This window comes from Clostridium magnum DSM 2767 (assembly GCF_001623875.1).
In the GTDB taxonomy this organism is placed as follows: domain Bacteria; phylum Bacillota; class Clostridia; order Clostridiales; family Clostridiaceae; genus Clostridium_AM; species Clostridium_AM magnum.
The window spans coordinates 629,351-656,056 of record NZ_LWAE01000001.1 but is presented as its reverse complement, the minus strand read 5'-3'; the positions used below and the strand labels follow the sequence as shown (position 1 = coordinate 656,056).

Below are 26,706 nucleotides of genomic sequence, written 5' to 3'. Positions count from 1 at the left end.
CAGCCTGCTAACTAAATTAAAGCACCTTATGTGGAAGGATTTCAGTCCAATATCCATCTGGATCAGCTATAAAATAAATACCCATTTCTTTATTTTCGTAACATATACATCCCATATTTTTATGATGTTCATAAGCTGTATCAAAGTCATCTACAACTATGGCTAAATGGATTTCGTTATCTCCTAAATTATAAGGTTCTTTTCTATCTCTTAACCATGTGAGTTCAAGGGAATGCTCAGTAACACCATCTTGTAGGTATACTAAAATAAAATCTCCATCAGGATGATTATGTCTTTTAGCTTCCTCTAATCCTAATGCTTCTTTGTAAAACTTAAGACTTTTTTCAAGATCTAAAACATTAATATTATTGTGATTAAAAGTAAATTTCATTTATAACACTCCTTTAAAAATAATTAATAATTTATAAATATTTATTATATTTTTATAGATATTAACATTTTCAATATAAGCATTATATAAATTAAATACAAGTATGCACTTTCTAAATACATAGTTACAAAAAGTATACAATAACACTTACTTCATACCTTCCAAGTTCAATAAAAAGTTTTATCTGCAATCTCTAAAGCTTCATTTCGCTCTTTTTACATACTCATCACTAAAGTTTTTCTGAACACACCTGCATAGCACAACATCATAAACTTAAGAAATTTTCAATGTTAATATTAATATTTTTTTGTTCAATATACCACACTTTACATATATTAGGCTTATAAAAAGGCATAAAATCCTATAATTAAAAAATGGATTTTTATGCCTTTTTAGAAGCTACTTTTTTGGTTATTCTTATATTTATTAGTCAGATTATGTTTCCTATCCTGACTTTTAAGCTTTCTCAACGGTACTACATATCGTTCCATTGCTTCCTGCAACTGGATTAGTTTTTTCTTTCTGACCTTATTATTGGGTTCTATTAATATCTTAATAAATTTCTCTTTAAATAATCCTATAGCTATATTTTCATTGATTCGAATTGGATATTTGTACTTTTGGCTTTTAGAATCTTTAGTTATTTCCTCATTTGATGCATGCAGAACATCCTGTATCATGTTATATACTACTATTTGTGCCCAAAAATCCTGATATACATAAAGAGTTGCTTTTCCAGTAATACTTTCAAACTTCATTTTGTTTTTCAACGTATGGTATTTCTTTTCGATTTCCCATCTCTTAAAATATAGACTTTCTATTTCTTCACCACGAATTTTAAATGGAAGATTAGTCATTAAGGCAATCTCATTGCCAGATGGAAGCCTTGAAGAAATAATTCTTGTACTAGTGTATTCCTTGGCTTTTAGTTCTTCTATAACTTCTGGGTGATTCTTCTTTATTTTAGCTAATCTAGCTGGAGTGTGTATTACTTTACAGACTCATCCATTTCAGTCATAAGTTCGCGTTCCTTCTTATAATCATTTGATGATAATCTAAATAAATACTTAAGATTATTCTTTTCTAAGAAATTAACAAATTCAATCGATGGATATCCTCTGTCAAACACAATAATAAATTCAGTACCTTCAAGCATTCCTTTTGCAGCTTTGATATTTTGCTTTGCCAATTCACTTTCACTTGCTTTGATAGAATCTATTTGCAAATCTAAAAAGAAATGATTGAACACATCAAACATGCAACTTACCAAAGCCCTTACTTCACCTTTACTATGTTGATTACCACATTCACCAAAGGTTACTCTGTTTTCATCTGAGTTTGGAACCTCTGCTTTACTTCCGTCAATAGCAAATACCATATAATTATTCCATAATATTGGCTCGTCAGAAAAATAAAAATCTTGAAGATATTCCTTATTTAAAAAGGAAAAAGTTTTATAATTTAATTTTTTACGTTGCTGCAAGAATCCTTGTTTTGAAATGTTCATAAAAGCAGCTCCTTTTTCAATAAAATATTTATGGAGTTCCATTGCCGTGGTCAATCCTTTTTTAGAAAGTGTGCATAGGATAATATCTTCTAGTGGCATTTTTCTTTTCCTTGTAAAACTTTTTGGGTGATTTAGATGTGCATATTCTTTCATAGCATCAGAATTTATAGCTTTAACTATTTTCGTAAATCTTTCTTTATAGCTATTAATCATATAACCGCCTCTTCACTTATTTTAACCCATATAAAGAAAAAGAAATCTAATAAATAGCACATGCTATATCAGATCTCTTTAAGTTTATGATGTTGTGCATAGCAGGTGGTTTTCTTTACACAAAAAGACCAAAGTTATCTTCTATAACTTTAGAAGATAATTTTAGCCTCTAGTTTACTGGTGAGCATCTATAAAATCATATATAGATTCTAACTATTTCGATTTTTTCTACGAATTATGCTTTTTATTATTGTATTACTTTCATATCTAAAATCATCATTAAACCATAGAATCCTTCGCTTTTAGACAATTATCAAAAATGTCAAGAAACAGTTTTCTTGATTATTTCTTCAGCATGCTGAGAGGAATTTCAATATCAGGCACAGACGCTACATTGTTTCTATTATGAATATAATTTGCAACTGCACCTAATATGTAAAGCCAAAAAGCATTTGCTAGTTCTTCCGGGTCACCTCCACGGAATTCACCACTTACCTGCCCTTGACGTATAATCGGAGCCAACCATTTTTTTGCAAAATTAGTACGGAGAAAATTCTCATTCATATCTGTCGGAAGTTCTCCTTTTATAAAAGTTGCAATATATATCCTCATAGGTGGAATATAGTCCTTCGTTGTTGAAGTGATTTTAAGTCCGAAATTTCTTAAGGAATCAGTAGGGGTAGGCCCATTTAAAACTTCTACAAGGCAATTTTCTATATATTCTGTAATAGCTTTAAAAATATCTATTTTTAAAGGAAAGTATTTGAATATAAGGGCTTTACTTACGCCTATAGCCTGAGCTATGTCACTTACACGGGTATTATAATATCCTTTTTCATCGAATAATTCCAATGCTGCATCTAATATCTGTTTACGGCGCTCAATCTGTATTTTTTTACTTTTCTCTGCTGATATAGGCATAATACTTCTCTCCTGTTTTCTATAATTTACTATATTTAATTATATCAGTTGACAATATTATATCAAGAAAAAAACTTCAAAGCTTGACCGACGGGTTACTAATTGCTATAATGATTTTAAAATAACCGGCCGGTTACTCTTATTTTTAATTTTTTTAAAATATATTGTTAAATATTCTACGAAGGAGAGATTTTTTATGTCAATTAAAACTTTTAATTCAAGCCCTGTATTTGCTCCAATCACAATAGGCAGTACAAAGCTCAAGAATAGATTAGCTGTTTCCGCTATGGTTACAGTATTCTGTGATTCTGACGGCTTTGCAACAGAGCAATATATCGCCTATCATGAAGCTAAAGCAAAAGGCGGCTGGGGACTGGTTATAACAGAAGACTATGCCGTTGCCCCTCTAGGCAGAGGTTTCTGGACAGCAGGTTTATGGAAAGACGAACAAATGGAAGGACATACAAAACTTACACAACGTGTTCATCAATATGGCGCTAAAATCATAGCTCAGATTTATCATGCAGGACGTCAAGCTTCATATGATGTTATCGGGGAACAACCTGTTTCCGCTTCACCTATACCATGTCCTGTTATGGGATATATACCTCATGAGCTCACTATTCCAGAAATAAAAAAAATAGTATCTGAATTCGGTGATACAGCTCTAAGAGCAAAAAAATGCGGTTTTGATGGTGTGGAAATTCACGGAGCTCACGGCTATCTTATCGCTCAATTTATGTCAAGCTATTCCAATAAGCGTTGCGATGAGTACGGCGGACCTATTGAAAATCGTATGCGTTTCCCGCTTGAAATTATTTCAGACATCCGTGAAAAATGCGAAAAAGACTTTACAGTTACGTTTCGTATATCAGGTGACGAGTACATGCCTGGAGGGCGTACAATTGAAGAAACAAAACTTATCGCAACAATGCTTGAACAAGCAGGTATTGATGGTATTCATGTTACCGCAGGTGTATATGGCAGTACATCGGCTGTAATTCCTCCGCTTAATGTAACTAACGGCTGGATTGTAAACCTTGCAGAAGAAGTTAAAAAGGTTGTAAATATACCAGTTATAACAGTAGGACGAATAAATGACCCTCGTATGGCGGAAACTATACTAGCCTCAGGTAAAGCTGACCTGGTAGCAATGGGTAGAGCTTCTCTTGCAGACCCTGAGCTTCCAAACAAATTTGCTGAAGGACGCTACGATGATATAAGGCACTGTATAGGTTGCCAACAGGGCTGCCTTGCAAGACTATTCAATAATGAGCCTATACATTGTGTAGTAAACCCTACATTAGGATTTGAATATCTTAACGAAACAAAGAAAGCAGAAAATCCAAAGAAAGTAACAGTTGTTGGCGGAGGTCCTGCGGGCATGGAAGCAGCAAGGTCTGCAGCATTAGCAGGTCATGAAGTAACTCTTTATGAAAAATCTGAAAGGCTTGGGGGTCAGTTTGCTCTAGCTCCAATCCCTCCATATAAAGGCAGCATGGCTTATCTTCCATCATGGCTGGCAAGACAAATTAAAAAACTTGGTGTAAATATTAAGCTTAACACAGAATACACTTCTGCTGTTTGCGATGAAGAAAAGCCTGATGTAGTAATAATAGCTACTGGTTCTACTCCTGCAAAGCCCCCTATTCCAGGTATAGATGGTGCTAATGTAGTAACTGCACAGGATGCACTTGCAGGAAAAGTTACTGTAGGAGGAAAGATCCTTGTAGCAGGTGGCGGTATGATTGGTTGTGAAACGGCTACTCATTTTTCTATGCAAGGTAAACAGGCTGCTATTGTAGAACTTCTTCCTGAAATAGCTACTGATGAAGAAAGCACACGTCGTGAATTTTTACTTAACTTTATAGATGAGAAAAAAATTCAAGTAATGAAAAGCACTAAAGTAATAGAAATAAACGAAATGGGTGCAAAACTTAAAAAGGACGAAGAAATTTTTGATTTCGCTGCTGATACAATAATTCTTGCATTAGGTGTAAAATCAAATTCTACTCTTGAAAAAGAACTTGAAGGCAAAACCGAAGTCAAAGTAGTAGGTGATGCTTTAAAAATACGAAATGTTCTTGATGCGGTACGTGAAGGGTTTCTTTCAGGTACGAATGCTTAATTGTTAAAAGACCGCCAAAGTACGTAATAGTACCACTAAAAAGTAAGAATTTTTACTATAACAACAAAAACCAATACTTCAGCTAATATTCAAGTAAATAACATGATTATTAGGTTGTTGAATAACTGTTTTTTCAAATGTACAAATATTTATTTTAAGCCAAAATAAATATTTTGATGTGATTTTAATTATTTGTAAATCGTTGATATTTAGCTGTTTTGTCTATTCCCAAATTTAGTTATTTAACAGCCTAGATTATATATTATACTACAATAGACTTCGCCGTTCCAGAATTGAGCCTCAACTTTAGCTCGCCTAACCATTTTGTTCAGTGATTGAGCTGAGAGTGATTTAGCATAATCAAGTTTGTACTTATGGATAAATTAATTTTTTACCAAAAGCTATAAGGAATCATAATTACCTAGATTTCGTACAAATATAAAAATCACATTTTCACATAATTACCTGTTATTATTATCCAAAATATTCCACAACCATCCGTTTTTTAGGCGGAGCCTATTAGGATAATTTTGCAAATTTAAAATTGACAACGCTAAAGAAAACTAAAATTTAGTTTCTAATTTTAGATTATATTGTATGAACAAATTACTGTATTTAAACTCATATATTAAAAGTTAGCTGTTCATATTTAGGAGTACAAAGTGCGTTAGCAATTAGATTTGATAGCTTTGTTAATGGTGGAATAGTAACTTTAATTCCTTCAGTAGTTCTTTTAACAAAGCCTTTTATATTACCAATGCTTTTAACTAAAACCCTTACCCCTACATTTTCAAGCTCAGTTCCATATAAAACTGTAGACTTAAACTGACTTATAAGATTATGAGTTATAAATACTAACCATAAGAAAGCATAAATACCATAAAACTTTGAAGTTCTAAGTTTTTTTATATTGTATACATTCTTAGCCATTTTGAAAAAGGCTTCTATAGTTTGACGTTTATTATAAAAGTGAAATAATTCTACTGAACTCATTTCATGTCTACTTATATTGCTTATAAGTAGAGAATACTTTAAATTTCCTTTTTTAGATAATGTCTGAACTATAATATACCTAAGACCATCGTTTGCAGAAAGCTCATATACCCATGCAGCCTCATCGGCTTGAGTGTATTCTTGATAAGGAATATCTTTTGCAAGATTTTTAGCTTTAACAGTAGAATATCCCTTAGTAATAAACTTTAATTTAGGAATGGAAAGTAACTTTTCAATATTCTCTGCTGAACCAAACCCACTATCTGTTCTTAAAATTAAATTGCCATTACGGAGTTGATCCTTGTATTTAAATAGAATAGAGCTTAGTAATTCATCATAGTGTTTGTTGCAATGAGAACTTCCTGAATCTAAGAACATTGCTACTGTTTCAGAATACTCACCTGTAAAAGCGTCAGCTAGTTGATAACCCCTTTGATTTTTCTTTTTAGCAAAGTAGCCTTTTTCAGCTAATTCAAAAGTTTTACCATTGGCAATTAAACCTGTTTGGTCACAGTCTACGACCACTCTTTGAGTGGAATAAATAGAATTGCTATGCTCCATAAAAAGCTGGTTATGAATATCTTGGAGTTGACTAATACTGTCTGAATTCATACGTGTAAGCAACAAATTAATTTGTGATTGATCTGGAACATTATACATATCAAACATATTTGCAGCAAGCTTTTCTACACCAAGTTTTTCATTAATATCTTTTGATGTTTCACAGCCAATTACTATAGACATCATAGTAATAATAAGCTTTTGATAAACAGAATACTTTACTTTTTTCATTTTAAGTTTAAAGTATTCAAAGGGCTTAAAAAAGTTGATTTTTAAACCAAACTGCATAATTGCAATTAACCAAGTGGAAGTAGTTTCTTCTTTACAGTTATCTTGAGAATAGGTAATATTATTCATATGGATAATACCTGCCTTTCTTTAATTTTTGTGTGGTAACAAGATTATACTTCAAGGCTTGGTATTATCCTTTAATTATTTTTTTAAAACTAGTTTATGGAAAATATTAGATTTTGCTTGTACGAAACTTAGGTAATTAAAATAGTTAAATATGAAGTATGTGTCTATGGATTTCCTGTTCTTTATTACAAATAATATTATTATAAATTTAACTTGTACAAGGAAGTGAAATCATGCCAAAAGATAGATTAAACAAAATTAGTTGTAGTAATTATAGATGTGAAATTGAAGTTACATTAGAAATTTTAAGTGGTAAATGGAAAGCTCTTATTATTTGGAATCTTAATCAATATAAAGCTATCAGATTTAATGAATTCAAAAGATTAATTCCAGAAATAACTCAAAAAATGTTAACTCAGCAATTAAGAGACTTAGAGCAAAATGGCTTAGTTCATCGGACTATTTATCATCAAGTGCCTCCTATGGTTGAATATTCACTTACTCAAATGGGAGAAGATTTGATTCCTATCTTGGAAGCAATGGACAAATGAGGAAAATATTTTGTAGATAATTATAAGCACTAAAATCATACATCTTAAAAATACAATATTAATCTTTATACTTAGCTTTAAGGTAATAACCCTTCTATATGATTTAATCATGAACACCCCTAGCGATTATGGTCAGTCTACCAGAACTAGAAGGAAAGCCTAAGGGTAGAATATAGTCAATATTGATTTATAATAATTGTATAGTATAAGCTATATTTGACAATATGCATTAGAAAGGATTGATCTAATGAAAACTTTATTTGAAGAAACTAAATTAGGAAATATTACTATACCAAATCGATTTATCCGAAGTGCTACATGGGAAAACATGGCAACAGAAGAGGGACATATTACAGAGGAACTTTATAGAATCTATGAGGAACTAGCGAAAGGTGACGTTGGCTTAATTATAACTGGATACGCAAATATTGTAAAAGAGGAAAAACCTAACCCTGGCATGATGGGAATCTATAACGATTCATTTATTAATGAATATAAACAATTAACCAATTTAGTCCACAGTTATGGTTCAAAAATCATCATGCAAATAGCCTATGGTGGAACAAAAACTACCTTTAATCTTGGTGAAAGAGTTATTTATGCTCCAAGTGAGGTTGCTGAAAGAAGTACAAATGTTATAGGTAAAGCCATGACTAAAGAGGATATAAACTATATAGTAAATGCTTTTGCTGATGCTGGTAAAAGAGTAAAAGAATCAGGTTTTGACGGAGTAGAAATACATGGTGCACACACATATTTAATAAATCAATTCCTTAGCCCCTATTACAACAAAAGAACTGATGAATATGGTGGTAACTTAGAAAATAGAATGAGGTTTTTACTTGAAATATATTATAAGATGAGAGAAAAATTAGGAAATAATTTCAATATATTAGTAAAGCTTACTGCTAGTGATTTTTTTCAAGACGGATTAACCTTTGAGGAAACTAGACTTATTTGTAAAAAGCTAGAAGAAATCGGTGTTGATGCCATTGAAATATCTGGCAATATTCATGGAAAAGCTAAATCAATGGTTGGACAGGTCTTTAATGATCATGAAATACAAAAAGAAGGTTATTTTCTTGAATATGCAAAAGTTATCAGTAATGAGATTAATGTTCCAATAATTACAGTGGGTGGCTTTAAAAATATTGATAACATTGAAAAAATCTTAAATGAAACAAATATTGATTATTTTGCTCTATCAAGACCTTTCCTTGCAGAGCCTTATTTAATAAAAAGATGGAAAGATGGAGATAAAAGACCAGCAATATGTGCTAGTTGCTCAAAATGTAGAACTTCTGAAGGAAATTATTGTACAATTTTTAATAAATTATAGCTATTATCAAGCTATGTTTTATTTAGAACTTTAAGGTAGTTTATCCTATTTATTCTCACAGTTAAAATATTAGGGAGATGAGCTTACTCACCTCCCTATAATCGTATTATTAAAGTGCTTCTTTATAAAGTGCAATCTCATAAGACCCCAAGCATACTTGGACAATTACTTTGCAGCAATTAAATATTTATTTTTATTCCTAAGATTTGTGCAGAATGTATCAATTGACTCTGCTACAGTCTTTGCATGAGCAACAGCTTCAACTACCGTTTTAGCTCCTGTAACAACATAACCTGAAGCAAAAACTCCTTCTCTTGTAGTATATCCAAGTTCATCTGTTATCAATAAACCTTGATCAGTAGTTTCAAAGCCTTTGTTATTTGAAACTATATTATTTTTAGGTGATTGGCTTACTGCTATTATTACAGAATCACATTACAATAAAGCTTCCGTTCCCTCTACTGGTACTGTATTAACCTTGCCATTCTTAACAATAACTTTTTTAGTTGATACATATTTTACTCCTTCTTCTAATATCTCAACAGGTGCCTTAAATAATTCAAATTTAACACCATCTTCTTTTGCTTCTTAAATTTCTGATTTTGTAGCAGACATATCTTCTAAGCCTTTTCTATAAAGAGCATATACTTCTTCAACACCGCTTCTCTTTGCAGTTCTTGCTGCATCCATAGCTACATTCCCTGCACCAATTACGCAAATTTTTTTGCCCAGATTATAAACACCCGGTGACTTTAAATAATCTATTGCATAATGAACATTCCCTAAACTTTCACCCTTAATATTTAATGTTTTTGGATTCCATACACCAGTTCCTAGGAATATAGCCTTATATCCATCCTCAAACAGCTTATCTATTGTAAGCACTGGTCCTATTAACGTGTTAGGTCTTATTCTAGCACCTAACTGAATAAGTTTTTCATGAATTTTGTCTAAAATATCTTTAGGCAATCTAAATTCTGGTATACCATATCTTAATACCCCGCCTGTTTTTTCTTTGCTTTCAAATATTGTTACTTTATAATCTTTTGAAGCAAGAATAAAAGCAATTGTAATACCAGCTGGACCTGATCCTTCAATAGCAATCCTATCATTTAATAAGTTATTTGGCTTATTAAATTGAACAGACTCTAGAAATTTCATTGAAATATGATTTTCAATTTCATAGAACTCAATAGGTTTTCCCTTTATTCCTCTAATACAGTTTCCTCTACATTGATTCTCATGTGGACATACTATTGCACAAATAGCGGATAATGGATTATTATTAAATAATAATTGCCCAGCTATTTCTATTTGGTCGTCTTTAAACAACTGTATTACCTCTGGTATAGGTGTACTTATAGGACACTTTTGTTTACATCTTGGATTTTTACACATTAGACATCTATTTGCTTCTTCTTTTAACATATTCATTTGTACATCCTCCTAAATAATTAAAGTTATAACTGGTTATTAACCAGCTATAACTTTTTGCATAAACTTAGAAGTTCACTTCTGTTCCATAATAAGTAGCTTCAAATAATTTCTTCATTTCTTCTACAGATATTTCTCTTGGATTTCTACCTGTACAAGGATCAGCTACTGCATTCTTAGCAATTTCATCTAAGTTAGACTTGAAGTTTTCTTCTGATATTCCAAATTCTTTTAAAGTAGTAGGCATATTCATAGCAACTCTAAAATCTTTAACTAGTTGAACTAGTGATTGAACTAATTCATCTGTTGTTGTCCCTTTTACCCCTAATCTCTTAGCTATATCAGCATAATCAGCTCCAGCTGTTTTAGCATTAAACTGCATAGCATGCGGTAAGTATATTGCGTTTGCACATCCATGAGGAATATTAAATATTTTTCCTGTTTTATGAGACATTGAATGAACTATTCCTAATATAGCATTAGAGAATGCCATTCCAGCTAAACATTGAGCTATGTGCATATTTTTTCTAGCTTGTTCTTCTCCTTTGAATGAATTAACTAAGTTATCAACAGTCATTTCTATTGATTTCATAGCTAATGCATCAGTTATAGGATTTCTAACTTTTGAAACATAAGCTTCAAAAGCATGCGTTAAAGCATCCATTCCAGTATTAGCAACTAATGTTGAAGTCATACTTTGAACTAAATTAGTATCAACTATAGCAACATCTGGAGTTACGTTATAGTCAGCTATTGGGTATTTAACTCCTGTTTCATGGTCAGTTATTACTGAAAATGAAGTAACTTCTGAACCAGTACCGCTTGTAGTCGGTATAGCTATAAATCTAGCTTTTTGTCTTAATTCTGGTAAGTTAAATGGCTTAGCAGCCTCTTCAAAAGTGAATTCTGGATATTCATAAAATATCCACATTGCTTTAGCAGCATCTATTGGTGAGCCGCCGCCAATACCGATGATTAAATCTGGATTGAATTCTTTCATGGCTTCACCCCCTCTTCTAACCGTTGCAACTGAAGGATCATTTTCAATTCCTGAGAATACTGCAGTTTCAATATTAGCTTCTTTTAATAATTCTTGTATTCTTGGAACTGTTCCATCTTTTATTAATCTTTCAGAACCAATGACTAACATAGCCTTAGTTCCTTTTACTGATTTTAAATGCTCTATAGCATTATCTCCAAAATAAACATCTCTTGGTATAGTAAATCTTTGCATTTATATTTCCTCCTTCAATTAATTTACTTTTATTGGTAAATTAATTATTAAAATTTTGTTTTTTCTTTTTATGCTTGATACGAGTATTAGTATAACCCTACTAATTTCAAAGAAAAAGAAGGCACTTTTCGGTAGTGCGGTTTCAAAAAGGTAGGAAATACGTATTTATGGTGAAACAAAATTTTTTTTATTAATATAGTCAGTGTTGTTACTTTTTCTTTAATTCGCTCATTATTTCTTTAATTTTATATCAATATTATTGTTTGAAATACATAAAATTGAAATATATGTGATTAGCATTCAAAATAAGTTGTATCGTCTTTCTTGTTTATTTTTCATTTGCTCTTTTTTATTCTGCTTATTTAATACAAAATACATATTTTGTGGAGATACCCTCACCCAACATAAAAACATGGCCGCCTGCAATCCGCTATTTAAGCGACATACAGGCGGTTCGTGGGTATTCATGGTAGAGGCGAATCGTACTAAACCCCTCACCAAGAAACTACATAATCTATATTACAATTCAGAGTTAATAGTTTACCCAAGAATATACATAGAAATGCAAACATAACTAATTTCTTCTTCCTGTTTATTACATCTATTGAATCTAGAAAAATATGAGAATCATCCTTACTAAATACCTATACCATACTTTAAAAGTTATACTATAGCGACTAAATTTGAAAATATTGTAAATAATTATGTGTAGGGGGGTGTCATTATGATTACATATAATGACAAGTTAGGTAATACCATAAGAAACTATCGAAAAGCAAAATATATTTATTAATATTGTAGGAGGATTTATAATGAATGAATCGCAAAATATAAGTAATGTAACCATTGAATATAAAAATGATATAGATTCAACGAATAGAATAATTGATTTTATAATAGATTTCTTATTAGAAAGTAATTTGCCGTTAGGAGAAGATATTGATACAAGAGCTTGTAGAAAGGGACTTAAAAATGAGTGATCCTACTCCAGAAGAATACGCTGCAATTTACGCAAGAAAATCAACTAAGCTAGAAAATAATTCACTTATTTCACAGGCTTCATTAGCTAGAGAAGAAATTAAAAAGCGAAATTTATTTGTATACGATGTTTACGAAGATGAAGAGTCCGCTACCAAGTTTCACCCAATGCATAGGCCTGGTTTTAAGAAGTTACTGTATGATGCTATGTATGGAAGGAAAGTTTAAAACTTTGGTTGTTTTTAGAAGAGATAGACTAGCAAGAAGAGTTGAGGATCTTATTGACATTAAAAATTTCTTCAAAAATCACGATATTAAAATAATTTATTCAAATTATTTTAATATCAAGTAGATGAAAACAGCTATCTTTCAGGGTTTATAGAAAATATTATTATGTCTGTTGATGAGCTTGAGCCAAGTATATTATCCGAAAGAATAGCTATTGGAAAAATGCCAAAAAGAAAAAAAGGTGAATATTTCTATAAACTTCCTTCAGGTTATAAACCTTCAATTGATAATAAGACTGGAGAAAAGATTATATATTGTAAAACTTGTGGAGACCCTATATACCTTATCAAGGAGCCTAATATTTATAGATGTTTAAAAGGTTGCTCTAAAATTGAAAAGGTATGGATGGAAGACTTTCTGTTAAATAAAATAATAAATGATTTGCTCTCAAAGAGAAACCTTGAACACTATCAAGAAAAAGAGTTAAAAAAGATTAAAGATGAAATTTCAAAGGAAGATGAGAGGATTAACAAAATTAGATCACAACAGCACACACAAATGTATGAGCTAATTAAATCATTTAATCCTAACACTAATATTGATTATAGTCGTATTAGTGATTTAATCTATGATGAAAAAAATAAAGAAAAAGATATAGACAAGAAAAAAAATGCTGTTCAGATTAATATAGCTTTAGAACAGATTGCTGAGATATACCAAACTAGTAACAACGCTATCATAATTAATAAATTTAAAAGAAGCATAGGAATATCTCAAGAACTGTTTAAAAGCACTATTAATAAAATTGTAATCAAGAATAATGAGAAGGTGAAACTAAGTGAGCCAGGAAGCTATAGAATTGACTATATCAAATAGTAAAGCTGCAGTTTGCATAAGAGTATCTACCACTGAACAAAGCGAAAAACTCCTTTCACCTGAGTACCAAAAAGAACAAGTTCTAAAGTATATAGATGAGTATAATGAAAATATCGATAAAAAAACTTATAAAAATGAAAATGATAAACCTAAAAAATTGGAGCTTTATGAAGATAAAGTTTTTGAAGAAACAAAACCTGCATCAACAATTTTTACTAACAATGTAGATAAGACTCTTGAAGAAAGGCTAAAAAGTAGGCCTATACTACAGTATATAATTGACTTAGCTCAAAACAAAAAAATTGGTCATCTTATAGTACTGGTTGACAAGAGATTTTGAGCAGTTTATAGCCCTTAAATACATCCTTAATAGAAATAATATTAAAATTCATTATACACTCCCAGGAGAAAATATAGATATTGAAGACAAAAAAATAAATAGATTTGTAGATAACATACTTGCAAGTGTAGCTGAATTGGAAGCCAATGTAATATCTATTAGAGTAAAAAGTGGTAGTAAAATCACGGTGAAAAATGGCAACTGGGCAGGTGGAAGGCCTCCTTATGGCTATCTTATTCAAAGAATAAAAATTCCTGGTAGATCCAGGCCTATTGCCAAGTTAAAACCATCTATCTATGAAAGAAGTCTTATCGTAAACATATTTAAGTTTTATAATCTAGGTTATGGATATAGGAAGATTGCCCAGCTAATGAATGATATGTGTGGAAATAACGCTTGGACAAAAGGCAAAATAGAAAGCATTATAAAAAACGAAACTTACACTGGTTATATAACCTGGGATAGGCGTGGTGGAAGAAGGCATCCAGGCCGACACTTATAAACTACCCAATCAAATTATGATGAATCACTATGCTTTATTCACAAAAAATATTGGGATACATTAAAAAAACTTAGAGCTCATAAAAGCACTTTAAAAGACCCCAAATATTACAATACTCCGTACTTATTAAAAGATAAACTAATATGCGGAATATGTGGCGAAAAATTAAAGCCTAAAAACTATGGAAAAAACAAAGATGGTAATAATGTTTGTGTATATAGATGCAAAACAAATATTGGTAGAAAATACGAATTAGTGTTTAAAAAAGAATTAATTAAAAATATAGTTATCTCAGAGCTAAAGCATTCTTTAAAATTGAAAAACATTAATAACATTTGGGATATTTACTGCAAAGAAAAGGAAAAGAAAATAGAGGAACTTGATTTGTTAACTAAAGATCTATATGGTAAAACAGAATATTTGGATTCATTAATCAAGAACATTAAGATTATGTTTAAAGATTTAACTGATAAAGATCTTAAAGAATATGTAAAAATTGATGCTAAAGAAAAATCAAATAAAGAAAAATTAGAGGGTTGTCTAAGATCAGATCTAGCAGGTCATTTAATTTATCAAGAAACTCTTTTATCTAAGGTTAAATCCCAGTATCATAAGGAGAAAGAGACTAAGAAAGAAGAGTTTAATCGCAAGTACATTAATAGTAAAGCTGAATTTGAAAAAGTTCTTAGTAATTTTATTGTAGACATCAATAAACTTGATACAAGAAGAAAAAGAATATTAATAGATCTTGTAGTAGATAAAATAATTGTTAATCTTCTAGATGGACTACCTTCGGTACAAATAGTCATTAATCCTTCAGAAGTAATAGGGTGACATATCCCAGCATATGCCGCCTTTTTTATGTTTTTGTTACTTAAGTATTACTATTATCGGATATAAATACTCAACTGCGTATAGTATGAAATAAGTAGTAAAAATGTTATCCCATTTAAATAAACACTATAAATGTGAATAATTTCTTCATAAACTCTATAAGCATATATTAGTAAGTATTTTTGTGGAGGTACATATGAGTGTAGACGATAATTCTTATAATTCAAACAATAACAATGGTTCTGAAGAAAATAACACTATAACTAACGAAGATGAGAAAATAAAAAATGATTTCGCTACTATTTACGAACATGATAATGGGGTTTTAAGCTTAATTCCTGGTTATAACCCTGAAGAGCCTATAAAAAAACACAAAAAAAATAATAAAACAGAAACTGAACATTCTATTGTAATGAATAGTTTAGAAACAATATAAAAAAAAGTAGATCAACTACAAAAGGATGTAAATTAGCTTATGGAAAGAGGGAAAAAAATTAATGGCACAGATAAAAATAACGAAGAGATACTAAGAGCTTTGATTTCTAATCTGCCAAATGTAAATTCTATTGAAAAATCCAAGGATAAAGCACAAAAAAAGGATGCCGCAGATATGCCTCAACCTGATATTTTCGAGGAATTCTTTTCTATATATCACAGCTCAACTGTAAAGAAGTCTATTAGTATAAATAAGGAGCTGGAAGATAAAATAAAGAAACTTATTGCTCAGCATTATGGGATAACTGATAATAATTCAAAGATTATTAATATGGCCTTGATGATTGCGTTATTAAAAATGCATTAAAATAGTTAAATGAAACACTGATGTTTTTAGGAAATACCTATAATCGAAAATATCCTATGATTCTCACAATTATATATAAAAAATCATCCACCTATACAAGGTGGATGATAACTTCTTTCATATTTCATATAAAGTTTATTATATATCTTCTAAATTCAAGGGAGCCTTGCTAGTAATTGTTCTATCTTTTGTCTTATTTCTTAAGGTGAATTCAACACCTAAAAATTCTTTTATTTCTCCTATTAGACTTATCTTTATGATTCCAATATTTAAACCCTTCTTGATTTTAAAATCAATTGTTATATATGGAGTCCCTACATCTCTTTTATTTATTCCTTGTATTTCTATCACATTATACTTTTTATCTATAGGAATATCCGATTCTAACTTTATTACATTTATATTATTTGATACGGTCATTAGCTCATATGTATGCTCTAAGCTTCTATTACACTTTATAATTAATATTAGATTACCTGAGCCACCACTTTTATCTCTAGTAAATATGTAATCTACAAGCTCACTATTAATATCATCCTCTACCACTTCTACAGATTTGCATATTTTAGGTATGAGGATTCCTATTTCACATATTTCTTTATTTCTGTAATTGAATTAAGTATTTCTAGTGCCTTATCATTCTCTCCATGAACTAAGGCATTTCTAATATCTGCAAGATCATATTTATCCTGCATAATTATTCTTGTTGCACGTAACAAGCCCACATTTTTAATAGTGCCAACGTGTGTAACACTCTTATGTTCTTTTATATCTTCAACTGTATTAACTTTATATAACCAGGAAGATTTAAAAGAAAGCTTAAATTGCTCCATTTCAATTACCCCTTAATAATATTTTTATCTTATCTTCATTATTTAAATTTTTACTTGAAAAATTATCTATAAATAATTCCTTTAATTTGATATATGCATTTTCTAGTATAAAGTTGTCAACTTTATCGTTATCCTTAATATAAATTCTGAAAAAACCTTTCTCATAATTTATGCCAGCATCAATTTTATGCATTAGGAACTTATTATTACCTAGTGTCTCATTGTAAATTATCTGTAAGTTAACTGATAAAATTATTCTTCCATTTAAAATTTTACTTCTCACTTCAGTGTGCTCTAAATAAGTTTTTGCCATCAAAACTTGTTGAATATATCATAGTATCTAAATCGATATTGTATCCATCTTCATGATCAAAGGTAATTGCACTAACAAAGAATTCGCTAAAATTATATTTCATGTTTTCTAACTCATATATAATATCTAAAAACTTAATAGTATAGCTATTTATCATTTGATACGTTGCTACAGGTCCGTTCGTTTCTAAATCAATACTAAGTGTCTGAGATAATTTCGGCTTGACTAATTTTAAATTGTTATCATTAAAATAATCCTGTAATACTAATTGTATAATGCCTTTTATATCACAATATATACCAGAATTTCTAGTTTGTATATATACAATATTGTTTGCATATATTTCTATTATAGCCCTTCTAGGAAGCAAGTACGTGTAGCTTGATTCGTTATTATAGTCGTATATATATTTGACTTTGCTTATAGTCGCTAATATTCTAATACTCTGCTCTGAATAATTTATAATTTTGAATGATATTACTTCTTCTTGCCCATCTGCTGTTTTTCTTATACTATTAGGCATTTCAAAAAATTCTCTTAGTTCACTAATAGCAACTTTATTTTTGTTATCAAATTGTACAAAGAAACCATCTAGTACATTTAAATCTGGATTAAAAGCATGCTCCTTTATAGAATTATAAAATTCATTACTAATTTTTCCATTTTCGAAGTCAGTTATTATCTTCTTACATATCTCTGAATACTTTGAGTTATCATTTATTGGGTATCTATTGATTTTTGATAATTTTTCAAGTTTTTCCCTACTCAATACCCTAAAAGCATGTTTTAAGGTTATAATTTTCTGAGATTCATATTCTCCATTATAAGTAATCTCTTCCATTTTGATCCTTGCAAAAACACAATGCTTTTTATTTTAGAGCATTATTATATTATTATGTATTTAATCAAATATCTAACCTTCTCCTTTTTCTATTTTGTGTTTTGTTCTCCTCCCTAATATAGCAGTTTCTAAAAATTACACATTAAAACTTAAAATAACTTTTAATAAAATTAAGATACCTTACAGAAAATATGTCCTATAAGATATCTTTCTATATATATTGTACACTTTGTAGTCCTTAACATCGTTCAATTTTCTCTTTAGTAGTTTCTAAATAAATTTTCGTTAACCCTTAAATTAAACATGTAACATAGTTATCAGTATATCTTGTCTAAAACATGTCTTAATAAAAAAGTTATATCTTACTTATTTGAGTCACTGGTTATTCATTCTTTATCTTCTAGTCTCTTTATTAATTCATCTATCTGGTGTGGAGGCACTATTTTTATAAGTACTCTTGCTATTGACTTTGAATAGTTCTTCGTTAGTTCATCCATATCTTCTGGATAAGTAACTATAACACTTTTAACCTTTTCCTTCACATACTTGCCCCCTATAGCTTATGTATGCTTCATTTACTTAAATATAATAATAGTATCCATAGTCTCTTACTAGATATATGCCATAAGCACTCATAATAGATATTCATTTACAGCCTTTTTGCACATATATAAGCATGTCTAATGTGGTTACCTTTAACTATCTCAAAATTCCCCCTTTAGTTTCACATTACATTAAAAATAATTTATTAAAACCCAATCATTCGGAATACTATTTAATATAAGCTTTTTTTACTAACTAAAATATAAGGAGTGATACCTATGATTGCAGCAATATACTCTAGAAAATCTAAGTTCACTGGTAAAGGTGAATCCATTGAAAATCAGATCCAGCTCTGTACCAATCATGCAAAAAGCTTAGGAATAGATGAATTTTTAATCTATGAAGACGAAGGTTTTTCTGGTAGAACTACTGATAGACCTCAATTTCAGAAAATGCTAAAAGATGGTAAGTCTAAAAAGTTTAGTTTCCTTATATGCTATCGTCTAGACCGTATAAGTAGAAACATAGCAGACTTCTCCACTCTAATTAATGAACTACAGGAACTTAACATTGATTTTATAAGCATTAGAGAGCAATTTGACACATCAACACCAATGGGACGTGCAATGATGTACATAGCCTCTGTATTCGCTCAATTAGAGCGTGAAACCATTGCAGAACGTATTCGTGATAACATGCTAGAGCTTGCAAAGTCTGGTCGTTGGCTTGGAGGTCAAACCCCTCTTGGATTTAGGAGTGAAAAAATGAGCTATTTTGATTCTGAATTTAAGGAAAGATCTATGTATAAACTTACTCCTATTGATAATGAGCTAACAGTTATAAAACTAATATATAACAGGTACTTAGAATTTAAATCCCTCAGAAAAGTAACCCAGTATCTTTTAGAACATAATATTAAAACAAAATTAGGTGCAGACTGGAATGTTAGATCTGTTTCAGACGTGTTATCAAATCCTACATACGTTAAAGCAGATATTAATGTATTTGATTATTTAAATAAGAAAGGAATAATTACAACTGGTACTCCAGATAGCATACATGGAATGTTAACTTATAACAAGAAGAAAGGTACTAACCAATATAGAGAAATGGATGAGTGGATAGCTACTGTAGCAAAACATGAAGGTATTATTGAGGCAGCTAATTGGTTAGAAATACAGGAGACTCTCAAGACAAATAAAGTTAAGGCTCCTCAGCTCGGTAGAACTCATAATGCTTTGCTAACCGGTATATTAAGATGTGGCAAATGTGGTGCTAATATGACTGTAATTCATGGTGGAATAAATAAAGATGGAAAGAAAATATATTATTACTCTTGTGCCATGAAAACAAATTCTAAAGGCACTAGATGTAATAATGGTAACGTAAGAGTTGATAAAATAGAGCAAGTTACTATAAATAAACTAAAAGAAATTACTAAGGATGATAACATTCTAATTGAAGAGCTAAAGTCACTTAAAGACGAAATTTCTTCAACTACTGATTTGTCAGGAACTGAAACTATTAGCAAAAGTATTGCTGAACTAGAAATTAGCATAAATAACTTAGTAAAACAACTAGCTGAAAATAAAAACTCATCTGCAGCTAAATATATAATAACTGAAATAGAAAATAGAGAAAATGAGTTAACCTCACTGAGAACTAAACTAAATAATATTAATAATGAAAATGAGAAAAAATACGATATTGATGTTAACTTAGATTTAATAATAAAAAGCCTTAGTGAGTTTAGTAAGACTATAGAAATGATAGATATAGATTATAAAAAATATTTACTTTCATCTGTTGTAGATAAAATCACCTGGGACAGTTCCACCGGCCATATAGATATAAAGCTTTGGGGAGGTGCTAAAAAAAAATAAAAGGCACTTTCCTAAATATATCCAATTTCTTGCAGTTTGTTAATTCAAGCTTCAGTATGCCCTACGAAAAGACCACTCTTCTCTCCACCACAGAACAGATTACTTATTCCCTTTACCCTCATGTCATCTGATCTTGGAGCCACAGAAAGATACCGAATAGAGTTTCCTTTTCCTCCTGCATAAGGGTCAATGTATTTTGCATTTTCCAGACCCTTTATTTTTCTTAACTTCTCTAATGGGTAGTATGAAGTCATTAACTTTACATGTGCTATGTGAACAAAACTGCAACATTTAAAAAAATATTTGAACCTATTGAAAGTACTGGTGCAATAGCATACGCTACTCTTTCAGAAGATACTATTGCACACAAAATCTATAAATTAAGAATGCTTCAAGGATTCACTCAGCGTCAATTTGCCCAAATGTGTAATATAGGGTATTCGAGTCTATGTAGATATGAAATAGGATATAAACCAAATTTAAAAAACTTAAGAAAAATATGTGAAAGCCTTAATATACATATAGATTATTTTTTAAAACAGAAAGCTTAGTAAACTTTCTGTTTTTTTATTTTCAACTTTAATATAACTCTTACTTTTTTATTTTGCATTGGCTTCTCATCTTCTGTTTTATATGTTGTCACTACTACTCATCCCCTTTTGTATTTTTATGTAATAAATTAACTATGTTATATTACAGTGTTTAAAAGAACGCTTAATCATTAAACTGTATTCATTTTACGTCGCGTAACGCGACTCTTTTTTTCTTCTCTAAACTTATCATGCTACCATATTTTTGAGGTGGTTATAATGTTATTTCATGAAAGACTTAAAGGCCTAAGAGAGGATAAAGATCTAACACAACAAGAAGTTGCAGAAGCTTTACATATTGAACGCAACACACTTTCTGGCTACGAAATAGGATATAGGGAGCCTAACCTTGATATGTTAGTCAAAATTGCTGATTATTTCGATACAACCTTAGACTATCTTTTATGTAGAACCAGTCTAAAAGTTTCATTTAGCAAGTTATATAAGAAAAACAAGAATGAATAAGTATTTCTGATCATTAACATTGCCTTAAATATTTTACAATAAAAAGATATTTGTTTTCTGTAACTTGATATATTTAGTTTTATGCACTTATAATAGCATTTTTATAAAAATAATTCCATAATCTATAAAAAATACCGAAACACTTGTCACCACTCAAATTTGTAAAATTTAATCTAATATGCAAGGAAACTAATAAATCTATATTCAAAAGCACTCTTAAATAGAGTGCTTCTTTAAATATTCAAAGCTTTTACAACTCTTAACGTACGTGGTTTATCATCTTCTCTTTCTAATATTCCCTTTTCAACTAGCCTATCTATATATCCTTTAACTGTACTGGTTGATTTTAGTCCAGTTAGTTCGCACAGCTCTCTAATAGTTGGTGGAAATTGATGTTCTTTTATGTAAGTAATTAATACCTTTAAAAAATCAATTTGCTTTTTAGTTAATGCTGCTTCTATCATCATAAATATATCTCCTCACTATTTATAATTTGTATTCTTATTATAACGAACACTTGTTTATTTAACAAGCGAACATTCTAATTTTATTCCAATTTTGTAAAACTAGTGACTAAAAAAGAAAAAAAGCCCAAAAGGGCTTAGTCTTATATTTTAAATAAACTTACTCAATTCTTCTAACTCATTTTGCTCTAAGTCACTCACTTCCGGTAACTTTACCTCACCTTGAGTAACTATATTATCATCAAGTAACTCACTTTTACTAACTTCAAGTAACTTCGTATCACTTTGAGTAACTTCCGAGTGAGTAACTTTAAGTAACTTTGTATCACTATTACTCACTATATAGTTATATAAGATTTCTTTTATGGCATTATTAGGATTTATAAACTCCTCAAGGAACTTTGCTATAATTTTTTCTTTATCTTTGCTTTTATTAAGAGTGAACTGAACTCTTGCACTATTGTTGCTTATTGCCATTGCTCCACACCTTCTTAGCCGCTTCCAATGCTCCATCTACATTGCTTGTTTCTGCATTTTGATGTATTTTAAATTTACTTAATGGAAGTTTAGTAATATAGTCTTTTAACATCAAGCTTGTACCTCCAGTGAATATTGTATTATAAGTTTTAAGATTAACATATGGCTTAACCAGATTTAATATATCACCCAAAAATTCGATATATTGCTTAGACTCTATTTTAATAAGTCCATTATCAATTAACCTTTGTACATCTTCCTCTGTAAAATCTTCACCCTTAGCGTTCTCTATAGCTTTTATTTTAGAGTAGAAATCAAATGATCCTAGTTTAATTGTATTGGTTTTTGCTATTTTTCCATTTTCCAATACACATATATTAATCGTTCTTGAACCTATGTCTAATATACATACATCACCTTTTCTATCTTCTATATCTAAACTGTAGTATGAAGCATATCCCTCTGGTAGCACCAATAAGTCATTTATTTTTATACTTCTATCTTCGCGATTAAATTTAAAATTAAATGTTTTTTCTTTAAGAGCTGCCACTAACTTAGCTTTATTTTTCATCTGTATTATTGGTAGCAATAAGGTAAGATTAGTTTCTGTTGTATCTGCTGTATTAGCTTTTCCTATACCATAAAGAAGTTGAGCCATATAATCCCTATCAGCCTTGTTAAATTCTCTTGATAGTTCTCCTATACCTATATATGTTTTTGTACCATTATATTCTATTCTTTGAAATCCTTCTTCATATGATTGATAATCATTAGTTATTTTACTGCTAAATTTACCTTTGTTATCTCCTATAAATTTCACATTAATATTCCCTAAATCAATTATTGTGCTTTTTATTTCTTTACTCATTATAAACATCTCCCTTATATAATTTAATCAGTATCTTATTCTTGCTTTAACTTCATCAGACAGACTCATATGTCTATCATCGTAATTATAAAAATAATAGCCTCCATATTCATCAGAATGTTCTATTCTGCCATCATTCCATTCACCATATTTTCTATTATAGATTTCCACTGGATAACCACATGTAAGTTCTGTACCTTTTAATTCATATCTTCCATTTTTATTTAATTCCAAATAACCTTCTTTAGTGTCTTTAGAATAATGCTCAACAGTATTTACAAAATCTTCAATACTTGATATAAACTCTTCCATTGCTTTACAAGCTTTGTTATCCTCAAAGATTCCAGTTTTAGCATTATCATATATGCTATTTATTCTGCTTAAAGCATCATTTGCAATACTTGCAGCCTTTATATAATCCTTATCCATAATTAATAAACCTCCTATGCAGGCAACTCATATGGTTCCCCATACAATAATGCCTTTTTTAATCTATCAAAATCATATTGTCGCTGTTTAAAATTATTAAAAGTGCTTTTAACTGTATTGCTTTCTTGGACATTAATTTTGTTTGCTATAACCCATTTAGTGTAATTGAATGTATTCCTTACTTCTCTCTGCTTTAATGTGTAGTTATAGCTTTCTATCACTTTACTTTCATTATTATTAGCTAATTTTAAAAGCTCCTTTGCTTGAGAATCATCAAATCCTGTAGCTTTTACTATCTCTGCAGTATTTTTATTTATAACAGGCTTTTCTTGTTGATCCGCTCCTATGACATCATCAATGTTTACTTGCCCATCTAGTGGAGTATTCCCATCACTATCTATATGTTTAGGTTTCTTTTCTTCCGTTGGAGCAGTAACCTTTGCTGTGTTATCGGTTTTTAAAGTGTATTTATACTCATATCTCCCCTTACTTCTTGATTTAGTTTCTATAAGTACACCTTTGTCCTTTAACTCCTTCCAAACTCTTCTGAAGGCAGTCTCACCATAACCACTAATGGATCTTATGTAGTCTCTTTTAATAGAAAAGTTATCTATAGTTGATAAGTATTGTAGCTTAACATAAAGCCCTATAGCTTCTAAAGATAGGTCTGCATTAAAAATTATTGAATTGTTTATTTTAGTGAATCCTTTAGTAGTCATGTAGCCACCTCCTTAATTTACTTTATGTTGTTATGTTGTTATGTTGTTAAATAAAGTATATCACTCATGTTGTTATGTTGTCAACAACATATTTTTAAATAAAAAAATAAACCAAGGTTTATTCACCTTGGTTACTGCTTTTACGTTTTTCAAGTACAAGTCTTAATCCTTCTTCAATTAAATCATTTATGTTACACTCTTCTTCTACCGTTAACCGTTTTATATCTTTTATTAACTTTTCATCAATAGTTGTATTTATAGCTTTTCTTGCCATACCAATCCCTCCGTTTAATTCTTAAGTATATTATACCACATTTATTGTTATGTTGATATATATTTTTATTGTTATCTATAAAATTTACACTTGACAAAACAACCGCTATCTATTATTTTATAGTATACCTTTAGGTATATAATATAGTTTTATATAGTAGTTGTTTATATATAATATCATTTATATAAAGTCTTATTTAACTATAGTATTATTATAGATGTGGGTTTCCCACGTGTGGTATTATCCGCCTATGGTATGGGTATAAAATTCCTGAATTCCATATGTTTAAATTACACATACGGATTATAGTTATCCACACTTTTCCCACAACTTAATCACAATTTATTGACATACGTACTCTTTCCAAAAAGAAAAAAGCCCCTAAGGGCTTCGTGAAAATATATTTTTAATTAATATTTATATTTGCTTTTTTACTACCTTCAGCAACTAAAAGCTTCCAGCCACCTTTACTATATGAATCCTTAGAGATTTCAAATACGTCAGCATCTTTTACGGTAATGCCAGGGTTTAAATCACTTACAATTTTTCTATCTGGATTAACCTCTGTTGCAAATGTACTTGAAGCATCAATATCAGCCTTATATTTAGTTCCACTTTTATCTGTTAAATTTATACTAGGCTTAGAAAAACTCCCAACAGGTTTATCACTAATGTTTTTGTATTGAAACTGAACAGCTATATATGTTCCACCTTCAGATGGTGTTTTTTTAATATATTCGCCTCCAACTTGAGCTTTTTCCTCAATAGAAACAATAGTAACTTCAAACTTATCCGTCTTGATTACATCTCCTACTTTATAAACTGGATCTTCCTTCTTTGATTCTGCTGATTTGCTTTGAGTTGTTTCTTTTGTGCTAGCAGTTGAAGTTTTAGTAGCATTGTCTTTATCACCACCCATACCTGAACCAATTCCACCTAATATAACTAATCCAAGAATTATAGTTATTATTTTATGTTTCATAAAAAAGTTTCGTTGATCCTTTCCACAGTGAACGCATTTATTCACCCCTTTTGCAATTTGATTGCCACACACTTTACAATTTTTCATTTTACTCATTTGTGATTCCCCCCTAATATGTAAATTTTGTACTAATTATATCAAATTTACATGCATTTTGTAAAGAAATTGTAAATAAGTATAACTTAAGCATATTTAATTACAAAAAATAAAAAAGCCCCAAGCCTAAGCCTGGGATAAATTATTATTGTGCAGCTGAAGTTGTTGTTTGCACTGTACTAGCTGCAGTAGTTATAGCATTTTTAAGAGTAGTATTTTCTGTTGTAAGTTGTGCAACTTGAGCTTGTAATGCTTGTTTCTCAATTTCTTTTTCAGCTTCGGTTTTCTCAACATGACCACTTTCATTTACTGCATACTCAATAGCTGCATCTATAAGTGTTTTTATAGAATCTGTAGTAGTTATATTAAGCTCTTTTAGTAAGTCATTTACTACCTCTTCTGCTTTAGTCTTTCTATCATCTTTTCCTATCTCTCCGGAGTGATATAACTGCTGTGCTTTACCTACTGCTATTTTAGCCCATTTCTCTATATACTCTAAATTACTTGCAATTGCAGGTGGTAGTACAGGCTCTATAGTATCTAATGTTGCTCCTGCTGTATTTACAACCTCTTCTGCTTTATTTAAAATACTCCCTAGCTTTATGCCCTTTTTCTTTGCATAGAATGTAAAACCTAAAAAACTTAAAACTCCACCAGTAACTACTCCTGTAGTTACTAATTGAATTGTTTGTACGCTTATCATAATTTCATTCCTCCAGAATTTTATTTTTTAATTTAAA

Annotated in this window: 34 protein-coding genes and 2 pseudogenes; 15 read left to right on the top strand and 21 right to left on the bottom strand. The window is 30.1% G+C overall.

Annotated elements, in window-relative coordinates:
* Window positions 1–16 precede the first annotated feature (16 nt).
* From CLMAG_RS03195 to CLMAG_RS03185, 4 genes are all read right to left on the bottom strand, one after another.
* Complete coding sequence (locus tag CLMAG_RS03195; RefSeq protein ID WP_066617840.1) at window positions 17–391, bottom strand: VOC family protein; 375 nt, start codon at window positions 389–391, stop codon at window positions 17–19.
* A gap of 392 nt (window positions 392–783) precedes the next feature.
* Entirely contained in the window at window positions 784–1,248 is a 465-nt protein-coding gene (locus CLMAG_RS33420; RefSeq protein ID WP_242872916.1) for a hypothetical protein, read from the bottom strand.
* 131 nt (window positions 1,249–1,379) lie between these two features.
* Window positions 1,380–2,111 carry a transposase gene (locus CLMAG_RS33415; protein ID WP_073393340.1) on the bottom strand — a complete coding sequence of 244 codons (732 nt, stop codon included), beginning with the start codon at window positions 2,109–2,111 and terminating at the stop codon, window positions 1,380–1,382.
* Window positions 2,112–2,453: 342 nt separating this feature from the next.
* Window positions 2,454–3,032: a TetR/AcrR family transcriptional regulator gene (locus tag CLMAG_RS03185; protein ID WP_066617837.1), complete on the bottom strand. Its 579-nt coding sequence runs from the start codon at window positions 3,030–3,032 to the stop codon at window positions 2,454–2,456.
* A gap of 196 nt (window positions 3,033–3,228) precedes the next feature.
* Between CLMAG_RS03185 and CLMAG_RS03180 the strand changes: the two genes are divergently transcribed.
* Window positions 3,229–5,160: an oxidoreductase gene (locus CLMAG_RS03180; protein ID WP_066617835.1), complete on the top strand. Its 1,932-nt coding sequence runs from the start codon at window positions 3,229–3,231 to the stop codon at window positions 5,158–5,160.
* Window positions 5,161–5,781: 621 nt separating this feature from the next.
* On the opposite strand, the gene CLMAG_RS30525 is transcribed toward CLMAG_RS03180, so the two are convergent.
* A complete protein-coding gene (locus tag CLMAG_RS30525; RefSeq protein WP_073393341.1) occupies window positions 5,782–7,071 on the bottom strand; it encodes a transposase in 1,290 nt (429 codons plus the stop codon).
* Window positions 7,072–7,304: 233 nt separating this feature from the next.
* Between CLMAG_RS30525 and CLMAG_RS03170 the strand changes: the two genes are divergently transcribed.
* Both CLMAG_RS03170 and CLMAG_RS03165 read left to right on the top strand, forming a co-directional pair.
* Window positions 7,305–7,622, top strand: a complete 318-nt coding sequence (locus tag CLMAG_RS03170) for a winged helix-turn-helix transcriptional regulator (protein ID WP_066617831.1) — start codon at window positions 7,305–7,307, stop codon at window positions 7,620–7,622.
* A 247-nt stretch (window positions 7,623–7,869) separates the two neighbouring features.
* A complete protein-coding gene (locus tag CLMAG_RS03165) occupies window positions 7,870–8,961 on the top strand; it encodes an NADH:flavin oxidoreductase (RefSeq protein ID WP_066617829.1) in 1,092 nt (363 codons plus the stop codon).
* A gap of 165 nt (window positions 8,962–9,126) precedes the next feature.
* On the opposite strand, the pseudogene CLMAG_RS03160 reads toward CLMAG_RS03165, so the two are convergent.
* Window positions 9,127–10,395: pseudogene (locus CLMAG_RS03160) on the bottom strand (NAD(P)-dependent oxidoreductase).
* Between the two features lie 67 nt (window positions 10,396–10,462).
* The gene (locus CLMAG_RS03155; RefSeq protein ID WP_066617828.1) at window positions 10,463–11,629 is read right to left on the bottom strand and encodes an iron-containing alcohol dehydrogenase; all 1,167 of its coding nucleotides are present in this window, start codon (window positions 11,627–11,629) and stop codon (window positions 10,463–10,465) included.
* 812 nt (window positions 11,630–12,441) lie between these two features.
* Between CLMAG_RS03155 and CLMAG_RS32230 the strand changes: the two genes are divergently transcribed.
* From CLMAG_RS32230 to CLMAG_RS03120, 9 genes are all read left to right on the top strand, one after another.
* Window positions 12,442–12,609 (top strand): hypothetical protein, encoded by a 168-nt coding sequence (locus tag CLMAG_RS32230; protein WP_161486920.1) that lies wholly within the window; start codon window positions 12,442–12,444, stop codon window positions 12,607–12,609.
* Window positions 12,602–12,835 (top strand): recombinase family protein, encoded by a 234-nt coding sequence (locus tag CLMAG_RS03150; protein ID WP_066617827.1) that lies wholly within the window; start codon window positions 12,602–12,604, stop codon window positions 12,833–12,835. The genes CLMAG_RS32230 and CLMAG_RS03150 overlap by 8 nt, the downstream gene beginning before the upstream one ends.
* Entirely contained in the window at window positions 12,735–12,959 is a 225-nt protein-coding gene (locus CLMAG_RS34860; protein ID WP_082831773.1) for a recombinase family protein, read from the top strand. The genes CLMAG_RS03150 and CLMAG_RS34860 overlap by 101 nt, the downstream gene beginning before the upstream one ends.
* A 41-nt stretch (window positions 12,960–13,000) precedes the next feature.
* The gene (locus tag CLMAG_RS03145) at window positions 13,001–13,711 is read left to right on the top strand and encodes a hypothetical protein (RefSeq protein WP_066617825.1); all 711 of its coding nucleotides are present in this window, start codon (window positions 13,001–13,003) and stop codon (window positions 13,709–13,711) included.
* Window positions 13,695–14,051, top strand: coding sequence for a recombinase family protein (locus tag CLMAG_RS03140; RefSeq protein WP_066617823.1), 357 nt, complete (start codon window positions 13,695–13,697; stop codon window positions 14,049–14,051). Before CLMAG_RS03145 ends, CLMAG_RS03140 begins: the two co-directional genes overlap by 17 nt.
* Window positions 14,035–14,553 carry a recombinase family protein gene (locus CLMAG_RS03135; protein WP_066617821.1) on the top strand — a complete coding sequence of 173 codons (519 nt, stop codon included), beginning with the start codon at window positions 14,035–14,037 and terminating at the stop codon, window positions 14,551–14,553. Before CLMAG_RS03140 ends, CLMAG_RS03135 begins: the two co-directional genes overlap by 17 nt.
* A gap of 255 nt (window positions 14,554–14,808) precedes the next feature.
* Entirely contained in the window at window positions 14,809–15,387 is a 579-nt protein-coding gene (locus CLMAG_RS03130; protein WP_066617818.1) for a hypothetical protein, read from the top strand.
* 196 nt (window positions 15,388–15,583) lie between these two features.
* Window positions 15,584–15,823: a hypothetical protein gene (locus tag CLMAG_RS03125; RefSeq protein ID WP_066617815.1), complete on the top strand. Its 240-nt coding sequence runs from the start codon at window positions 15,584–15,586 to the stop codon at window positions 15,821–15,823.
* A gap of 39 nt (window positions 15,824–15,862) precedes the next feature.
* Window positions 15,863–16,189: a hypothetical protein gene (locus CLMAG_RS03120; RefSeq protein WP_066617813.1), complete on the top strand. Its 327-nt coding sequence runs from the start codon at window positions 15,863–15,865 to the stop codon at window positions 16,187–16,189.
* A 138-nt stretch (window positions 16,190–16,327) separates the two neighbouring features.
* On the opposite strand, the gene CLMAG_RS03115 is transcribed toward CLMAG_RS03120, so the two are convergent.
* From CLMAG_RS03115 to CLMAG_RS32220, 5 genes are all read right to left on the bottom strand, one after another.
* Window positions 16,328–16,735: a hypothetical protein gene (locus tag CLMAG_RS03115; RefSeq protein ID WP_066617811.1), complete on the bottom strand. Its 408-nt coding sequence runs from the start codon at window positions 16,733–16,735 to the stop codon at window positions 16,328–16,330.
* Window positions 16,736–16,770: 35 nt separating this feature from the next.
* Complete coding sequence (locus CLMAG_RS03110) at window positions 16,771–17,022, bottom strand: hypothetical protein (RefSeq protein ID WP_066617808.1); 252 nt, start codon at window positions 17,020–17,022, stop codon at window positions 16,771–16,773.
* A gap of 1 nt (window position 17,023) precedes the next feature.
* Window positions 17,024–17,305, bottom strand: a complete 282-nt coding sequence (locus CLMAG_RS03105; RefSeq protein WP_066617806.1) for a hypothetical protein — start codon at window positions 17,303–17,305, stop codon at window positions 17,024–17,026.
* A 1-nt stretch (window position 17,306) separates the two neighbouring features.
* The gene (locus CLMAG_RS03100) at window positions 17,307–18,176 is read right to left on the bottom strand and encodes a hypothetical protein (protein WP_066617804.1); all 870 of its coding nucleotides are present in this window, start codon (window positions 18,174–18,176) and stop codon (window positions 17,307–17,309) included.
* 386 nt (window positions 18,177–18,562) lie between these two features.
* Window positions 18,563–18,718: a hypothetical protein gene (locus CLMAG_RS32220; protein ID WP_161486918.1), complete on the bottom strand. Its 156-nt coding sequence runs from the start codon at window positions 18,716–18,718 to the stop codon at window positions 18,563–18,565.
* A 279-nt stretch (window positions 18,719–18,997) separates the two neighbouring features.
* On the opposite strand from CLMAG_RS32220, the gene CLMAG_RS03095 reads away from it, so the two are divergent.
* Window positions 18,998–20,602 (top strand): recombinase family protein, encoded by a 1,605-nt coding sequence (locus CLMAG_RS03095; RefSeq protein WP_066617801.1) that lies wholly within the window; start codon window positions 18,998–19,000, stop codon window positions 20,600–20,602.
* 47 nt (window positions 20,603–20,649) lie between these two features.
* On the opposite strand, the pseudogene CLMAG_RS03090 reads toward CLMAG_RS03095, so the two are convergent.
* Window positions 20,650–20,868 (bottom strand): annotated as a pseudogene (locus CLMAG_RS03090) (FAD-dependent oxidoreductase); the annotation flags it as partial.
* A 6-nt stretch (window positions 20,869–20,874) separates the two neighbouring features.
* On the opposite strand from CLMAG_RS03090, the gene CLMAG_RS03085 reads away from it, so the two are divergent.
* Window positions 20,875–21,153: a helix-turn-helix domain-containing protein gene (locus CLMAG_RS03085; protein WP_066620312.1), complete on the top strand. Its 279-nt coding sequence runs from the start codon at window positions 20,875–20,877 to the stop codon at window positions 21,151–21,153.
* A gap of 258 nt (window positions 21,154–21,411) precedes the next feature.
* Window positions 21,412–21,657: a helix-turn-helix domain-containing protein gene (locus CLMAG_RS03080; RefSeq protein ID WP_066617795.1), complete on the top strand. Its 246-nt coding sequence runs from the start codon at window positions 21,412–21,414 to the stop codon at window positions 21,655–21,657.
* A gap of 233 nt (window positions 21,658–21,890) precedes the next feature.
* On the opposite strand, the gene CLMAG_RS03075 is transcribed toward CLMAG_RS03080, so the two are convergent.
* From CLMAG_RS03075 to CLMAG_RS03045, 8 genes are all read right to left on the bottom strand, one after another.
* Window positions 21,891–22,124, bottom strand: coding sequence for a LexA family protein (locus CLMAG_RS03075; protein ID WP_082831772.1), 234 nt, complete (start codon window positions 22,122–22,124; stop codon window positions 21,891–21,893).
* 147 nt (window positions 22,125–22,271) lie between these two features.
* Window positions 22,272–22,598, bottom strand: coding sequence for a hypothetical protein (locus CLMAG_RS03070; protein WP_066617793.1), 327 nt, complete (start codon window positions 22,596–22,598; stop codon window positions 22,272–22,274).
* Complete coding sequence (locus CLMAG_RS03065; RefSeq protein ID WP_066617791.1) at window positions 22,579–23,466, bottom strand: ParM/StbA family protein; 888 nt, start codon at window positions 23,464–23,466, stop codon at window positions 22,579–22,581. The genes CLMAG_RS03070 and CLMAG_RS03065 overlap by 20 nt, the downstream gene beginning before the upstream one ends.
* Before the next feature lie 27 nt (window positions 23,467–23,493).
* Window positions 23,494–23,895 (bottom strand): DUF5348 domain-containing protein, encoded by a 402-nt coding sequence (locus CLMAG_RS03060; RefSeq protein WP_066617785.1) that lies wholly within the window; start codon window positions 23,893–23,895, stop codon window positions 23,494–23,496.
* Between the two features lie 14 nt (window positions 23,896–23,909).
* The gene (locus CLMAG_RS03055) at window positions 23,910–24,614 is read right to left on the bottom strand and encodes a hypothetical protein (protein WP_066617782.1); all 705 of its coding nucleotides are present in this window, start codon (window positions 24,612–24,614) and stop codon (window positions 23,910–23,912) included.
* Between the two features lie 118 nt (window positions 24,615–24,732).
* Entirely contained in the window at window positions 24,733–24,888 is a 156-nt protein-coding gene (locus CLMAG_RS32900) for a hypothetical protein (protein WP_169809786.1), read from the bottom strand.
* A gap of 406 nt (window positions 24,889–25,294) precedes the next feature.
* Window positions 25,295–25,966 (bottom strand): DUF4352 domain-containing protein, encoded by a 672-nt coding sequence (locus tag CLMAG_RS03050; RefSeq protein ID WP_066617779.1) that lies wholly within the window; start codon window positions 25,964–25,966, stop codon window positions 25,295–25,297.
* A 145-nt stretch (window positions 25,967–26,111) separates the two neighbouring features.
* Window positions 26,112–26,669 carry a phage holin, LLH family gene (locus tag CLMAG_RS03045; RefSeq protein ID WP_066617776.1) on the bottom strand — a complete coding sequence of 186 codons (558 nt, stop codon included), beginning with the start codon at window positions 26,667–26,669 and terminating at the stop codon, window positions 26,112–26,114.
* Between the last annotated feature and the right edge of the window lie 37 nt (window positions 26,670–26,706).

What these genes read in the sequence shown, in the direction of transcription:
- CLMAG_RS03195 (WP_066617840.1), bottom strand. Translation starts at nt 391, where the DNA reads ATGAAATTTACTTTTAATCACAATAATATTAATGTTTTAGATCTTGAA.
- CLMAG_RS33420 (WP_242872916.1), bottom strand. Translation starts at nt 1,248, where the DNA reads ATGACTAATCTTCCATTTAAAATTCGTGGTGAAGAAATAGAAAGTCTA.
- CLMAG_RS33415 (WP_073393340.1), bottom strand. Translation starts at nt 2,111, where the DNA reads ATGATTAATAGCTATAAAGAAAGATTTACGAAAATAGTTAAAGCTATA.
- CLMAG_RS03185 (WP_066617837.1), bottom strand. Translation starts at nt 3,032, where the DNA reads ATGCCTATATCAGCAGAGAAAAGTAAAAAAATACAGATTGAGCGCCGT.
- CLMAG_RS03180 (WP_066617835.1), top strand. Translation starts at nt 3,229, where the DNA reads ATGTCAATTAAAACTTTTAATTCAAGCCCTGTATTTGCTCCAATCACA.
- CLMAG_RS30525 (WP_073393341.1), bottom strand. Translation starts at nt 7,071, where the DNA reads ATGAATAATATTACCTATTCTCAAGATAACTGTAAAGAAGAAACTACT.
- CLMAG_RS03170 (WP_066617831.1), top strand. Translation starts at nt 7,305, where the DNA reads ATGCCAAAAGATAGATTAAACAAAATTAGTTGTAGTAATTATAGATGT.
- CLMAG_RS03165 (WP_066617829.1), top strand. Translation starts at nt 7,870, where the DNA reads ATGAAAACTTTATTTGAAGAAACTAAATTAGGAAATATTACTATACCA.
- CLMAG_RS03155 (WP_066617828.1), bottom strand. Translation starts at nt 11,629, where the DNA reads ATGCAAAGATTTACTATACCAAGAGATGTTTATTTTGGAGATAATGCT.
- CLMAG_RS32230 (WP_161486920.1), top strand. Translation starts at nt 12,442, where the DNA reads ATGAATGAATCGCAAAATATAAGTAATGTAACCATTGAATATAAAAAT.
- CLMAG_RS03150 (WP_066617827.1), top strand. Translation starts at nt 12,602, where the DNA reads ATGAGTGATCCTACTCCAGAAGAATACGCTGCAATTTACGCAAGAAAA.
- CLMAG_RS34860 (WP_082831773.1), top strand. Translation starts at nt 12,735, where the DNA reads ATGTTTACGAAGATGAAGAGTCCGCTACCAAGTTTCACCCAATGCATA.
- CLMAG_RS03145 (WP_066617825.1), top strand. Translation starts at nt 13,001, where the DNA reads ATGTCTGTTGATGAGCTTGAGCCAAGTATATTATCCGAAAGAATAGCT.
- CLMAG_RS03125 (WP_066617815.1), top strand. Translation starts at nt 15,584, where the DNA reads ATGAGTGTAGACGATAATTCTTATAATTCAAACAATAACAATGGTTCT.
- CLMAG_RS03120 (WP_066617813.1), top strand. Translation starts at nt 15,863, where the DNA reads ATGGAAAGAGGGAAAAAAATTAATGGCACAGATAAAAATAACGAAGAG.
- CLMAG_RS03110 (WP_066617808.1), bottom strand. Translation starts at nt 17,022, where the DNA reads ATGGAGCAATTTAAGCTTTCTTTTAAATCTTCCTGGTTATATAAAGTT.
- CLMAG_RS03100 (WP_066617804.1), bottom strand. Translation starts at nt 18,176, where the DNA reads ATGGAAGAGATTACTTATAATGGAGAATATGAATCTCAGAAAATTATA.
- CLMAG_RS03095 (WP_066617801.1), top strand. Translation starts at nt 18,998, where the DNA reads ATGATTGCAGCAATATACTCTAGAAAATCTAAGTTCACTGGTAAAGGT.
- CLMAG_RS03080 (WP_066617795.1), top strand. Translation starts at nt 21,412, where the DNA reads ATGTTATTTCATGAAAGACTTAAAGGCCTAAGAGAGGATAAAGATCTA.
- CLMAG_RS03075 (WP_082831772.1), bottom strand. Translation starts at nt 22,124, where the DNA reads ATGATGATAGAAGCAGCATTAACTAAAAAGCAAATTGATTTTTTAAAG.
- CLMAG_RS03070 (WP_066617793.1), bottom strand. Translation starts at nt 22,598, where the DNA reads ATGGCAATAAGCAACAATAGTGCAAGAGTTCAGTTCACTCTTAATAAA.
- CLMAG_RS03065 (WP_066617791.1), bottom strand. Translation starts at nt 23,466, where the DNA reads ATGAGTAAAGAAATAAAAAGCACAATAATTGATTTAGGGAATATTAAT.
- CLMAG_RS03060 (WP_066617785.1), bottom strand. Translation starts at nt 23,895, where the DNA reads ATGGATAAGGATTATATAAAGGCTGCAAGTATTGCAAATGATGCTTTA.
- CLMAG_RS03055 (WP_066617782.1), bottom strand. Translation starts at nt 24,614, where the DNA reads ATGACTACTAAAGGATTCACTAAAATAAACAATTCAATAATTTTTAAT.
- CLMAG_RS32900 (WP_169809786.1), bottom strand. Translation starts at nt 24,888, where the DNA reads ATGGCAAGAAAAGCTATAAATACAACTATTGATGAAAAGTTAATAAAA.
- CLMAG_RS03050 (WP_066617779.1), bottom strand. Translation starts at nt 25,966, where the DNA reads ATGAGTAAAATGAAAAATTGTAAAGTGTGTGGCAATCAAATTGCAAAA.
- CLMAG_RS03045 (WP_066617776.1), bottom strand. Translation starts at nt 26,669, where the DNA reads ATGATAAGCGTACAAACAATTCAATTAGTAACTACAGGAGTAGTTACT.